The following is a 12,917-nucleotide window of genomic DNA, read 5'->3' on the forward strand; positions in this document are numbered from 1 at the left end:
GGCGGAATCATCCACCATCCCTGCGAAGCTGGAATCCGCCGCACGAGCGGGATCGAGGATAACCGGAAGGAACCCCAGCAATGGCCGACAATCGGACCGCCGATGACACGCTTACGGGCATTAGCGACTACAAGGGCCCGGCCGGCGGCTGGGGCGCACTGGGCGCCGTTGCGCGCACTGTGCGCGAGCAGATGAAGGCCAGCCCCGATACCCGCGCGCTGTTGCAGATGAACCAGCCGGACGGGTTCGACTGTCCCGGCTGCGCCTGGCCCGATCCCAAGCACACGTCCTCGTTCGAATTCTGCGAGAACGGCGCCAAGGCGGTGACCTGGGAGGCCACCGTCAAGCGTGTCGATCCCGACTTCTTCGCCCGCCATACGGTCAGCGAGCTGTGGACCTGGAGCGATCACGCGCTGGAGGACGCGGGCCGCCTGACCGAGCCGCTGCGCTACGATTCCGAGACCGACCATTTCGTGCCGATCCCATGGGACGAGGCCTTCGCGCGCGCCGGAGCGGTGCTTCAAGGGCTGGACCATGCGGACGCCTGCGAATTCTACTGCTCGGGCCGCGCCTCCAACGAGGCGGCATTCCTTTACCAGCTTTTCGCGCGCGAGTTCGGGACCAACAACTTCCCCGACTGCTCCAACATGTGCCACGAGGCGACGAGCGTGGGCCTGCCCAAGTCGATCGGCATCGGCAAGGGCACGGTGACGCTGGAAGACTTCGACCATGCGGACGCCATCTTCTGCATCGGCCACAATCCCGGCACCAACCATCCGCGCATGCTCTCCACGCTGGCCGCAGCATCGAAGCGGGGCGTGCCGATCGTGGTCGCCAATCCGATGCGCGAACGCGGGCTGGAGCGCTTCAAGTCTCCGCAGCATCCCACCGAGATGCTCTCCACCCATGCGACGCCGCTGGCCTCCGCCTATCATCAGGTGCGGATCGGCGGCGACATGGCGATGCTGAAGGGCATGATGAAGCTGGTGATCGAGGCGGATGCGCTCGACCATGCCTTCATCGCCGAACACACCGAGGGGATCGAGGCGCTCAGGGCCGATCTCGACGCAACCTCGTGGGACTGGATCGAGACCACGTCCGGCCTGACCCGCGATGCCATCGAAGCGATGGCGAAAGTCTACATGAACGCCGAGCGGGTGATCGTTTGCTACGGCATGGGCATCACCCAGCATCGCCATGGCACGCAGAACGTGCAGTCGATCGCCAATCTCCTGCTGCTGCGCGGCAATTTCGGCAAGGCGGGCGCCGGGATCTGCCCACTGCGCGGCCATAGCAATGTGCAGGGCGACCGCACGGTGGGCATTACCGAGATCCCGGCCGAGGCGATGCTCGAACGGCTGGACGCCGCCTACGGGATCGCCGCCCCCCGCAAACACGGCCACAACGCGGTCGAGGCGCTGGAAGCCATGCGCGACGGCCACTCCAAGGCCCTGATCGCGCTGGGCGGCAACCTTGCCGTAGCCATGCCCGATCCCGAGGCCTGCTTCGCGGCTGTACGCAAGCTGGATCTCTCGGTAAACATCCTCACCAAGTTCAACCGCACTTGCCTGCTGATCGCCAAGGAAACGCTGGTGCTGCCCTGCCTCGGCCGGACGGAACTGGACGTGCAGGCGGCGGGCCCGCAGTTCGTCACCGTGGAAGACAGCATGTCCATGGTCCACGCCTCACGCGGGAAGCTGAAGGCGCCGGGGCCGCATGTCCGGTCCGAACCTGCCATCGTCGCGGGTCTGGCCAAGGCGGCGATGCCGCATACACAGGTGGACTGGGACGCGCTCGTGGCCGACTACGACCGCATTCGCGAGGGCATCGAGCAGGTCTATCCCGACTTCCACGATTTCAACATCCGCGTGCGAGAGCCCGGCGGCTTTCGCCTGACCATCGGGCCGACCAACCGCGTGTGGAGCACGCCCAGCGGCAAGGCGCAGTTCATCGCCCATCCCATCGTGCCGCACGAAGGCGCGCGGCCGCTGCTGCTCACCACCATCCGCAGCCATGACCAGTACAACACCACGATCTACAGCCTGGACGACCGCTATCGCGGCGTGACCGGGCGGCGCGACGTGATCTTCGCCAACGAAGTAGACCTCAGCATGCTGGGCCTTGCCCATGGCGATGTGGTGGACGTGACTACGCCCTCCGGGCGCGCGCTCAAGGGCTTTACGGTAATCAAGCACGCCATCGCCCGAGGCTCGCTGGCGGCTTACTATCCGGAGGCGAACTGCCTTGTTCCGCTGGAGGATTTCGATCCCGCCAGCGGCACGCCTGCCTACAAATCGATCGCGGTATCCATCTCCCGATCGACGGCGGATGCATAAATGCAGGAAGTGTCGCTTCGTACATCTCAATAGCCGGTCGCTGCTCAGTCCAGCGGGCGGCGGCATGCCGCGCCAACCAAGCGCTGCCGGCTCTCTTCAATGAGGCCGGCAACGTCAGGCGATTATCGGGCCATCGGGCCGGGAATTACTGCGTAGGCGCGAGCTTGGTATTGAGCACCCAGCCGACATTGTCGTTCTCGTCGGCGATTTCCCACCACAGGCCATTCTTTTTGCCGGTCGGGTAGACCATCGCACCCGATGGCAGGGTGCGAATGACCCCGCCAGCGGCGGCCGTCTTGTGCATCGCGACCGGACCGATCGCCGTGAAGGTCTTGGTCGGGGCGGCCTCGGCCGTGGCAGCTGAACCCGGCTGGAGCAGACCGAGATCGGTCACCATCTTCGAATAGGCCTGGATGAAGGCCATCGTCACGATCTTGCCGATGTCGGTATTGTCATACCCGCCGCCGACCGCGCCGATACCGCCTCCAAAGAACCCGGATCCGCCGCCCGCACCGAACGAGAGACTGTTCTTGACCGCATAGCCTTCGGCGGTCTGTACAGTCTCGGTGGTCCGCACGTTGGTAAGCGACAACACCGTGTTCGCCTCCATCTTGCGGCTATTGATACCGCCTGCCAGCGCTCCGAAGCGCCCTCCGACCAGACCGCCCACAAGACCACCGACGGAACTTCCGCTGGCGTTGCGGTTCGCGGCCTGAACCTCGGCCACAAGGACATAATCGGCGGCCTTGATCTGACCCACGCCGACATTGGCCCCGCGTTGCAAACCGAGGCCGTTGCCGATGTTGCGCTCCTGTTCGGCCGCGCGAAGGCCCGTGCCGCGATCGACCAGATTGAAGCAGCCCGACCGCTGGATCAGCACCTTGAGCAGCTTGGAAGGCGGCGCAAGGCTGAATTGGGTCCATCCAAACGGATCGTCTCCATCAGCTACCGACACGGTGCCCAGCTTGCGCTCACAGTGGGGAACGTCATTCTCGGCTGCGACCTGCGCCTTCTGCGCGCCCGTTGGCTGTGCAGCCAACGCCGAAGTGGAAGGGGCGAGCAAAATTGCGGCCGACGAAATTAAAACAAACCGAAGCAATGAAGTCCTCCTTTTGGAAACAATAAATTATTCCATCAACACGGATATATTTGGAAAACATCTTCCGAACACGAATTATTTGAGTTCGGTCTAATAGTTTTTCTGAATATGACGAATTATAAGAAATAAAATGCTATTCATCTGGATATTTATTTTAATTTTATTACTCTTCATTTTGTTTCGCGAGATTCAAAAAAATTCTTCCAATGCGCAATGCCGCCACCGAGAAGGCCAAATCGTTATCTTACAAAAAGGGCACCCGGCATGTTCGGGTGCCCGTATATTCATTTTTCGTTATTTTTCATTAACAAACGGCTTTTCCGGACTGTGGCGCTGCGAGGGACGAACGTCTCACCAGTGCACGACAGTGCTCTTGGCAGGCAGATGAAGCCCTCATCCCGCCCCCCCAATCGGATCGATGGGAAAACAGAACGTCAAATCGGCTACTGGAAAATGGAATGCGGCCGCCGCCGCCCGTTGAGGATCCGCCATCTTGGATGATCTATTCAGCGGCCTTGATGAATAAAGCCACCATTGCGGATCGACGATTGAGACGGACATGTAGCGCTACAACGCGGTGAAGGCGGCGCCTTCTTCGCGGACGGTCCGGGTGGTGGCCGTGGACGACATGAGTCTGAGCGCGCGTTGCCAAGGGGATCGCCAGCGTCCGGCGAACAAACCATCCGGATATTCGGACAGCAGAACGCATCACGCGAGGACATGTCTCTTCGCGTCCGCTGAAATTCGAGTGGGGATGAATTTGGGCCCGCGCAGCCAGTCGGCCGAGCCCTACGCGGTGGAGAGACTTCGGACGTAGCCGCCCAAATCGCTCCACCGCGAGAACATTATCAGAGCATCAAGCTCCCGAGCCGTCTCGCAAGAGCGGCTCGCAGTCAGTGTAAACTCAGCGTGCCGCCAGGTTTACAGCCGAGGTCTTGCCACGGCGGTCGACTTCGATCTCGAACTCAAGCTGATCGCCTTCGTTCAAGCCCGAGAGGCCCGCACGCTCGACAGCGCTGATGTGCACGAAGGCGTCCGGCTGGCCATCATCACGCGTGATGAAGCCGAAGCCCTTCATGGAGTTGAAGAACTTCACGGTGCCGGTGGCCTTTTCGCCGGTCAGCTGGCGCTGCGGCGCAGCCGATTCGCGCTTGGCAACGGCGATCACTTCGCCCACGACCACCAGTTCGCTGGCCGAGATCTTGCCGCCGCGATCGACGAGCTGGAATTCAAGCTGCTGACCTTCGGCCAGACCGCTGAGACCGGCGCGCTCAACCGAGCTGATGTGCACGAACACATCGTCGCCACCGTCTTCGCGCTGGATGAAGCCGAAGCCCTTATCCGAGTTGAAGAACTTCACAACGCCGCGGCCTTCGCCAACGACTACCGAGGGGGCACCGCCGCCGCGCGGGCCGCCGAAGCCGCCACCGCCGCCGCCGCGCGGGCCGCCGAAACCGCCGCCGCCGCCGCCAAAGCGATCGCCGCCGCCACCAAAGCGGTCACCACCGCCGCCAAACCGGTCGGAACCGCCGAAACGATCACCACCAAATGGGTTCGAATCGCCCTCTCCGAAACGATCCCGCTTGCCGCGGCCGTTCCCGCGATTTCCTCTGTCAAATGCCATGACTACGAACGTACCTTCGCTGCGCTCAGTAAAAAAATTCACCCATGCGCGTGGACGCAGCACGCAGGGCGTCAGGACGTAGTAGCAGGAAAAAAGCCCAGCGCGTACCTGTAAAGCGATTATGCCTATGGCAGCGGCAGAAGATCAATAGCTAAGTAATTCCGTAAGGCGGCCAATTTCGGTATCCGCCGCCGCCATCGCGAATGAGAAAAACCGCGAATTCCATCGCAAATACGGTGATCGGCGGCCTTGTCTGACCATATCGGACAGAGGTGATTCGAGCCTCGACAGCACATAATCCGGGTTTTCACCCTCCGAAAAAACTCTGTCGTATGCTACGAATTTTTGGGCATTTTCAATCGCGGCCTAAGCCCCTGAGAGTCTGTTGGAAAATGCCGGTCGGTGCCGGAAAACTCGCTTTCGGCGAATTTCCAGACATCCTCCGGCGACTCGGAATATGCGGAGAACAAAGAATAAAGAGCGTGATCCGATTCAGCGTTCGGATCACGCTCCAACGAAGATTTATCCGATTCCGGGCCTTGGCACGGATGGCGTCCGCTTACTTCATGTGGGCATCGAACAGTGCCAGCGCTTCACCCCAGCCGCGTTCCGTCGCTTCAGCGTCGAAAATCGGAAAATCGGGCTTCGTCCACCCATGGGCAACGCCCTCGTAGATCTTGCAGGTATTGGTCACGCCCGCTTCATTCAGCGCCGCTTCCAGCCGCTCAGCCATGTCGAGCGGATAGGAATGGTCATTATCGGCGCCCAGAACCAGCAGTTCGGCCTTGATCTGCGGCGCCAGCAGATGCGGGCTGACCTCCTTGTCAGTGGCCAGATTGCCGCCGTGGAAGCTGACCGCTGCCGCCACGCGATCGGGGAAGAAGCCTGCCGCAGCAATGGCCATGCCGCCGCCCATGCAGAAACCGACGGTGCCGATCTTGTCACCCTTCACATCGCTGCGGGTGTCGAGATAGGCGATCAGCGCCTCGGTATCGGTGCGACCGGCCTTGTGATTGTCCGTAGACGCCATCAGCGGCGCCACGTCCGTGGCGAAGGCGTTGTTGGCGAACACGTCCTTGGGGACCAGCGCCTCATAGGGTCCATGGCGGTAGAACAGGTCGGGCAACAGCACCAGATAGCCCGCATCGGTCAGGTTCCTGGCCATTTCGAATACGGCCGGCCGGATGGCGAAGGCATCCATGTAATAGATGACCGCGGGCCAAGGGCCCTCCCCTTCGGGCGTGAGCACGTAAGTAGTGCAGGTGCCGTCAGCGGTTTGGATCGATACGGTCTCTTGGGGCATAAAGCGCTGTCCTTCGGGGCAGGGAGAAATGGCGAAGCGCATATAAGGGCTGGCTTTGGTTTCGTAAGAGGCCAAGCCTGCCGGTCGAACGAATGACAGATTCTTGGCGATTACGTGACCCTGGCCGCGCTTTATATGCGTACCAAAACCTAAGGTATCATTAGGCAATAAAAGGAACTTTCGATCCATCAACAGGGGCCGGCCACGACGGTTCCCGATAACGCCATCGCGGCCTCCGGCATTCCGGGAGCCTCGCATGACGCCTGCGCCGCCAAGGGAAAACCTGCTTGCCCGCCATGCCACGGCAATTGCCATAGGCGTGATTACCCTCGTTTACCTGTTCGCTGCGCTCATGTTCGTAAGTCAGGATGCCGCGCTCGGCCGGGCGCGCGGCTGGGTGGATCATACTTACCTGGTCCGTCGGCACATTTCCCTCCTGCGCGATCTCCATGAAAGCGCCGGGACCGGGCAGCCCGGCTATCTGCTGACCGGAAATCCCGACTTTCTTCAGGCCTATCACGATGCCCTGCGAGACGGCAAAAGCGCCTCGCTCGATGATGGCGGAACGCCCGAACACCGCTCCATCCGGCAGGAACTGGTGCTGCTGCGCAACCTGACGGCTGACAATCCCTCTCAACAGGCCAATCTCGACGAGATGGACGTGAGAAGCCGGGCCCTGCTCGACTATCTGGCCGCAACGATAAATGCGCGCGGACCTCAGGCTCCCGAGCAGCCCGCAGCCGTGGCGGAAGCGACGCTGATCCACGGCCGGTCGCTGATGGAGCGCGTCCGCGAGCAACTCACCATCATGGGCGCGGAAGAAGAACATCTGCTCCGGCAGCGTCAGGAAGTCGACGCCGCCAATCTCGATCACAACAAATGGCTGATGGGGATCGTTACGCTGATCTCCTATGCCTGCATCGTCCTTGCCGTTTGGCTCTATCAGCGCAGCCGTGCCCGCTCGCTGGCCCAGCAGCTGCTTTACACGCAGGAGCTGGAACGGCGCGAGGAAGAGCTCAAGATGCAGCAGGAAGAGCTGAAAGTCTCGAACGAGGAAATCGAGGCGTCGAACGAGGAGCTTGAGGAAAAGACCAGCGCGCTGGAGGAGCAGAACGAACGCATCCGCGCTCAGTCGCGCGATCTGGAGGAAGCCAAGCGCCTGATCGAGGAAAAGGCCCGCGAGGTCGAACAATCGTCGAAATACAAATCCGAATTCCTCGCCAATATGAGCCACGAGCTGCGCACGCCGCTCAATTCCCTGCTGATCCTGTCGCGCGCGCTTGCGGCCAACGAGACAGTCAATCTGACGGCCGAACAGGTGGAAGAGGCGCGCGTCATCCATAATGGCGGGCTGGAACTGCTGGGTCTCATCAACGATATTCTCGACTTGTCGAAGGTAGAGGCCGGCAAGATCAGCATCATTGCCGAGGACACCCCCGTCGATGCCATGGTCAGTCATCTCAGCCAGAGCTTCGAGCCCGTGGCGCGCGACCAGGGCGTGGCGTTCCACATCGAGCACGATCCGGCTCTGCCGGCGCGCATCAACACCGATGCCCAGCGCGTCGAGCAGATCATGAAGAAACTGTTGTCCAACGCCTTCAAATTCACGGCGCGCGGTTCGGTGACGCTGACCGTGCAGCGCGACACGAAAAGCGATCATCTGCTGATAGAGCCCGATCGCGGCCTGAGCCTGTCGGTCGATGAAAAGGTGAATTACTGTCGCTCGGCCATCGATTCGCTGTTCGAAAGCCCCGCCTCCGCGCACTTGGAACGTTGTCCAGATCCAATTGTTGTTCCCGTGTACCGTGCCGCGGGAGAGCAACATGCTGAGAGCGTTCCCGAACGGGCAGGATGAGCGCAACGCCAAGTGGCTGGATCTGCTGTCACCCGATGAGGGCGAGCGGAACATGGTCCGGGAGCGCTATGGCATCCATATCCCGGATCTGGACGCGCTTCGGGAAATCGAAACGTCGAGCCGCCTCCGCGCCGACGGCCACATCCTTTACATGAGCGCGCCCCTGATTGCGGGGGTCGATACAGGGCATTGGCAACTGGCGCCAACCGGCTTCATCTTCACGCCCGAAGTGCTGGTCACGGTTCGCTATGCCGAGTTGGCGACATTTGCGTCTGTTGCCGACGAGTTGCGACATGCGCCGCAGCTCACCTCGGCGTCCGCGCTTGCGGCATTGCTGGAAGACATTGTCGACCGTGCGGCGGACCACCTCGAACACGCCTCGGAAATCGTGTCTCAGGCATCTCAATCGCTGTTTTTCGAGGAGACCACCAGACAGGGGCTCCGGAGAGAAACGCGAAAGATCCGCGAGATCATACGCAACATGGGCCAGGCGAGCGACCGTGCGTCCCGTGCACGTTATGCGTTCCTGAGTATCGGGCGCATGGTGAGCTTCGTTCTCGATCGCTGCACGCCGAAGCTCGACCAGGCGATGCAGGACAGGCTTGAATCGCTGCGCCACGACATCAACTCGCTCGACGAGTTCGAGACCAGCCTGGGCGGCCGTATCCAGCTTCAGCAGGACGCTGCGACTGCCTTTATCAGTATCGAGCAGAATGACGTGGTAAAAGTGCTGACGGTCGCGTCCGTGGTGGGCATTCCGCCGGTGCTTGTGGTTGGCATTTACGGCATGAACTTTCACGTCATGCCCGAACTGAGTTGGCGGTTAGGTTATCCCTTCGCGCTCGTCCTGTGCCTTGTGTCGACCATCATTCCCTATCTGTGGTTCAAGTGGAGGGACTGGATTTAGGAGCGTCAGTTTGCCGGGGAACGATCATGCCAGAGCCGTTCTCCCCGACCGCCCCTAAACAACAAAATCGGCCCCCAAACCCCGTCATCCCCGCGAAGGCGGGGATCCCGCTCCTTTTTGCGTGGCACGAAACCGCAAGAAAGCGGGGCCCCCGCATTCGCGAGGGCGACGAAGCGATATATCGATTGCTCACGCTCCATTCGAACGTGGCGCACTAATGAAACGCTCTATTCGGAATTGGCGCTGATACCGTCGAGCACGAAATCCACGATCGCAGCGTTGATATCGTCATCATCGGCCAAGCCTTTAGGGAACAGCACGTCCTTGAACATCACGTTGGCAAGGACCGCTCCGAACGACACCCTGACCATCAGACGCGGATCGACGCGCGGCTTTTCCCCCACGCGCTGCTCCTGTACCTGCGCGCCCTTTTCGAAGTAGGCATTGAGGCTGTCGATAGCCTCGGAACCGGTCGCATCCTGCTGACCGTAATTGCTGGCGGTCAGCACGGCCAGCAACAGCTGCGAATGCTCCGAGAGGAAGCGCTGCAACTCGGTAATGTACAGTTCCGCGTTCTCGCGCCGGGTGCCCCTGTTGGTGCTGCCGACCGCATGGCTGGAACTGAAGCGTTCGAGATGGTCGTTCAGGGGGCGGAACACCGCCTCCCGAAACAGCGCCGCTTTCGACGAGAACATCCGGAAAAGCTGCGCCTCGGTGGTTTCCGCCTTGCGCGCGATGGCCGCCGTGGTGGCGCCGGAATAGCCGCACTGCCTGAATTCCGCCTCGGCCGCCTGAAGAATTCGGCTGGTCACTTCCTCGGAGGTGCGCCGTTTGCGGCGTGCAGGCTTCGTTGATTCCACGGGGGCTCCAGTTGTTCGTGTCGGCATTCGCCGATTACGCCAGATGGTCCCCGGAAGGAAACCTGTAGATCGAACAGGGCCCGGTCATTGCCGGGGCACGGATTCGAAAAACGCGATCCCGGTGGGATTGGCGAAGAGATATTCCAGATAGTGCCCCAGTTGCGGCACATCGACGAAACAGGCGTCGAGCAGCGAATTGCTGCTGCGATAGGGAATATCCCAGCCATTGCGTTCCGCCTGCCGCATCACGCCGTCCCACTGCTCCTTATCGTGAATGAGAAAGCCTAGGTGGTGATGCCAGATCTTCACGCCTTCGCCGGCGGGCTGCCGGCTCATGTAGATCGCCGAGCCCGGCCCGGTCGCCTCGATCAATTCGTACATGATGGAGCCGACCCACGCCAAATCGGCCTTGATGTAGCCACCTGCCGCAAGCGGCCCCTCCAGCCTGCGGAATTCGCGAATACCCAGACCGCTGGCGAAGAACTCCCGCGCCTTTTCGATATCGTTGGTGGCGTAGGCCATCTGAAAATGCTCGGCGCGGAGCAGGCCCGATCCGGTATCGAAAGTTCCACCCTGCCTTGCGAGCTTGAGATCCATTGACTCGACACTCCCCTATCCGATTGCCTTCGGCACATAATGATAGTGTATGCTATCTATCTTGCATCGCCAATAGCGCCGCCGTAATGAGGAGCGCGAAAACCGGCACCCAAGCCGGAAGCAATCGGGATGGGAGTGCGCGTAATGGTGCAGGGCTTGGATGGGCTGGGATATCGGGGCAAGACCGTGGTCGTCGCGGGCGGAGCGTCCGGCATGGGCGAAGCCGTCGCCCGCATTCTCGGCGAACTTGGGGCCCGGGTGCACATCGTCGATATCCAGACGCCCAAGGTACCTCATGCCGGGTTCCACGCCTGCGACTTGTCCGATTTCGCGCAAGTCCGCGCTACAGCCGAGGCGCTCAAGGCGCTGGCGCCCATCGACTTTCTGTTTCCCTGCGCCGGATTGCCGCCCCATGTGAAGGGCGCGCTCTACTGCATGCGGGTAAACTACATCGGCACGCGGTTGCTGGTGGAACAGCTCGTCCCCTCGCTCGCCGATGGCGCCGGAATAGCGCTGATCTCCTCGGACGCCGCGATGGGCTGGCAGAAGAACCTTGCCCAGAGCGTTGAAATGCTGGCCATCTCCGATCCCGACGAAGCGCTGGCATGGGTAGAGGCCGATCCCGCGAAGCGCCTGCGCGATGGTTACACCACGTCGAAGGAAATGCTGGTTGTCTGGGTCCAGAACGCAGCAGTGGCACTGGGCAACTCCCGCCGCATCCGCTTCAACGCGATTGGCCCCTGCCCCACCAAGACGGCGTTCATGGAACAGTCCGCCGACGTGCTGAGCCAGGAATTCCTCGATAGCTGGCCCTACCCCTCTCTCGGCCGGATCGCGACGGCGGAGGATCAGGCCTGGCCGCTCATTCTGCTGAACAGCCCGCTCAACGGCGCGGTGACCGGATCGTTTCTCTATACCGATCAGGGCTTCGCCAGCGGCGTCATGACCGGGGCGATCGATCCCTCATTCATGATGGGCAGCCAAAAGAAGTAAGATCGCTGCAGCGTAGAGAGATCGGGCATCGGCTGCGGAAAATCGCTTGCCGGAAGCGCGTTCACAAAGATAGATAGTTATCACTATCTTTTATGTCGCCGGTCCGGGCATCGGCAGGGAGAGGCTACCGTCGTGGAAATCGAACCAACGCTGCTTGCCTATCTGACCGATCTTGAAAGCGCGGTCGTCAATCTGGACAAGACATGGCGGCCGGACGATCCCGCCTACCGGGCGGACGTCTATCGCCAGACGATGACCAGCCTGTCCTACGCCTATTTCGCGTACTTTCACGCCACGCCCGAGCATCCGGACTGGGCGCCACTGTGGAACCCGGTCTACACGCTTCAGCCCAATCCGGACGATATCTACGTCCAGTCGCCGATCCGGGGCGACCTGACCTACCGGATCTCCGGCAATCGCGGCACCTGCAAGATCCTCTCCTTCACCAGCCAGAAGGTGCAGTCCGGGTCGGTCGACGAAATGCCCCGCCCCAATGGCCACAACGAAGTGGACGATGCCGATCTGGGGTTGGAACTCGGCGAGGATTTCTCAGTGATCTTCAGCGCCGAACGTCCGGCCGGTTACGAGGGCAAGTGGGCGAAGATCGATCCCGAGGCAGGCTATCTCTACTTGCGCTATCGCAGCTACGACTGGCTGAACGAAGTGGACCCGCGCCTCTCCATCGAGTGCCTCGATCCCGTCCCGCCCAAGCCGCGACTTTCGCCCGAGGAAATCCTGCGCCGCATCCGAGAGATGGCGAAGTTCCCGGGCCGCAAGACCAACCTCTACTACCCGATGCAGAACGGCGTGAAGGAACGGGTCGGCTTCAATGTCTTCGAACCGATCCGCATGCCCGGCGCGTTGGTCAAACAGGTCTATTGGCCGGCCTGCTTCCAGTTCGAGCCGGATGAGGCGCTCATCATCGAGACCGATATCCCGGCCCGGGCGCCGTACTGGAACATCCAGCTCAACGATCCGTACTTCAACGCGCTTGAATACGTCTATCGGATTTCCAGCTCCAACGGGCATTATGCGAAGCTCGGCTCGGACGGAAAGTACCTCGCCGTGATCGCGTTGGAAGATCCAGGCGTGCCGAACTGGCTCGATCCGGCGGGCTATACCGAGGGCGGTATCTACGGCCGCTGGTACGACTGCGACAGCGAGCCCACCCCGACGATCACCCGCGTCAAGCTTGCCGACCTGCGCGCGCACCTGCCTGCCGATACGCCGGTGGTGACACCCGAGGAGCGCGCCGAGGAACTGCGCCAGCGCGTGCGCGCCTGTCAGCGGCGGCGGCGCTGGTAACAGCGCGAACACCGGCAAAAAACAAGAGAGAGTCAGGC

At 61.4% G+C, this 12,917-nt stretch carries 10 protein-coding genes; 5 read left to right on the forward strand and 5 right to left on the reverse strand.

The window, feature by feature from the left end:
• The first annotated feature begins 80 nt into the window (after positions 1-80).
• Positions 81-2,336, forward strand: coding sequence for an FdhF/YdeP family oxidoreductase (locus AC1VVK_RS23540; RefSeq protein WP_482905592.1), 2,256 nt, complete (start codon positions 81-83; stop codon positions 2,334-2,336).
• Between the two features lie 145 nt (positions 2,337-2,481).
• On the opposite strand, the gene AC1VVK_RS23545 is transcribed toward AC1VVK_RS23540, so the two are convergent.
• The 3 genes from AC1VVK_RS23545 to AC1VVK_RS23555 form a co-directional block, all read right to left on the reverse strand.
• Complete coding sequence (locus AC1VVK_RS23545; RefSeq protein ID WP_243652743.1) at positions 2,482-3,375, reverse strand: CsgG/HfaB family protein; 894 nt, start codon at positions 3,373-3,375, stop codon at positions 2,482-2,484.
• A gap of 964 nt (positions 3,376-4,339) precedes the next feature.
• On the reverse strand, positions 4,340-5,059 hold the full coding sequence (locus AC1VVK_RS23550; RefSeq protein ID WP_482905593.1) for a cold-shock protein: 720 nt from the start codon (positions 5,057-5,059) through the stop codon (positions 4,340-4,342).
• A 559-nt stretch (positions 5,060-5,618) separates the two neighbouring features.
• Positions 5,619-6,362, reverse strand: coding sequence for a dienelactone hydrolase family protein (locus AC1VVK_RS23555; RefSeq protein ID WP_482905594.1), 744 nt, complete (start codon positions 6,360-6,362; stop codon positions 5,619-5,621).
• 256 nt (positions 6,363-6,618) lie between these two features.
• On the opposite strand from AC1VVK_RS23555, the gene AC1VVK_RS23560 reads away from it, so the two are divergent.
• Both AC1VVK_RS23560 and AC1VVK_RS23565 read left to right on the forward strand, forming a co-directional pair.
• Positions 6,619-8,217, forward strand: a complete 1,599-nt coding sequence (locus AC1VVK_RS23560; protein ID WP_482905595.1) for a CHASE3 domain-containing protein — start codon at positions 6,619-6,621, stop codon at positions 8,215-8,217.
• Complete coding sequence (locus AC1VVK_RS23565; RefSeq protein ID WP_482905596.1) at positions 8,186-9,124, forward strand: magnesium transporter CorA family protein; 939 nt, start codon at positions 8,186-8,188, stop codon at positions 9,122-9,124. Before AC1VVK_RS23560 ends, AC1VVK_RS23565 begins: the two co-directional genes overlap by 32 nt.
• Positions 9,125-9,351: 227 nt before the next feature.
• On the opposite strand, the gene AC1VVK_RS23570 is transcribed toward AC1VVK_RS23565, so the two are convergent.
• The gene (locus AC1VVK_RS23570; RefSeq protein WP_482905597.1) at positions 9,352-9,984 is read right to left on the reverse strand and encodes a TetR/AcrR family transcriptional regulator; all 633 of its coding nucleotides are present in this window, start codon (positions 9,982-9,984) and stop codon (positions 9,352-9,354) included.
• Positions 9,985-10,068: 84 nt separating this feature from the next.
• Positions 10,069-10,581, reverse strand: coding sequence for a VOC family protein (locus AC1VVK_RS23575; RefSeq protein WP_482905598.1), 513 nt, complete (start codon positions 10,579-10,581; stop codon positions 10,069-10,071).
• Positions 10,582-10,725: 144 nt separating this feature from the next.
• Between AC1VVK_RS23575 and AC1VVK_RS23580 the strand changes: the two genes are divergently transcribed.
• Complete coding sequence (locus AC1VVK_RS23580) at positions 10,726-11,574, forward strand: SDR family oxidoreductase (RefSeq protein WP_482905599.1); 849 nt, start codon at positions 10,726-10,728, stop codon at positions 11,572-11,574.
• Between the two features lie 132 nt (positions 11,575-11,706).
• Positions 11,707-12,879: a hypothetical protein gene (locus AC1VVK_RS23585; RefSeq protein ID WP_482905600.1), complete on the forward strand. Its 1,173-nt coding sequence runs from the start codon at positions 11,707-11,709 to the stop codon at positions 12,877-12,879.
• Positions 12,880-12,917 lie beyond the last annotated feature (38 nt).

It is taken from the genome of Novosphingobium sp. BL-S-32 (genome assembly GCF_056857055.1).

Excerpts from the sequence above, each read along its gene's own strand:
- AC1VVK_RS23540 (WP_482905592.1), top strand. The coding sequence starts at position 81 with ATGGCCGACAATCGGACCGCCGATGACACGCTTACGGGCATTAGCGAC.
- AC1VVK_RS23550 (WP_482905593.1), bottom strand. The coding sequence starts at position 5,059 with ATGGCATTTGACAGAGGAAATCGCGGGAACGGCCGCGGCAAGCGGGAT.
- AC1VVK_RS23555 (WP_482905594.1), bottom strand. The coding sequence starts at position 6,362 with ATGCCCCAAGAGACCGTATCGATCCAAACCGCTGACGGCACCTGCACT.
- AC1VVK_RS23560 (WP_482905595.1), top strand. The coding sequence starts at position 6,619 with ATGACGCCTGCGCCGCCAAGGGAAAACCTGCTTGCCCGCCATGCCACG.
- AC1VVK_RS23565 (WP_482905596.1), top strand. The coding sequence starts at position 8,186 with ATGCTGAGAGCGTTCCCGAACGGGCAGGATGAGCGCAACGCCAAGTGG.
- AC1VVK_RS23575 (WP_482905598.1), bottom strand. The coding sequence starts at position 10,581 with ATGGATCTCAAGCTCGCAAGGCAGGGTGGAACTTTCGATACCGGATCG.
- AC1VVK_RS23580 (WP_482905599.1), top strand. The coding sequence starts at position 10,726 with ATGGTGCAGGGCTTGGATGGGCTGGGATATCGGGGCAAGACCGTGGTC.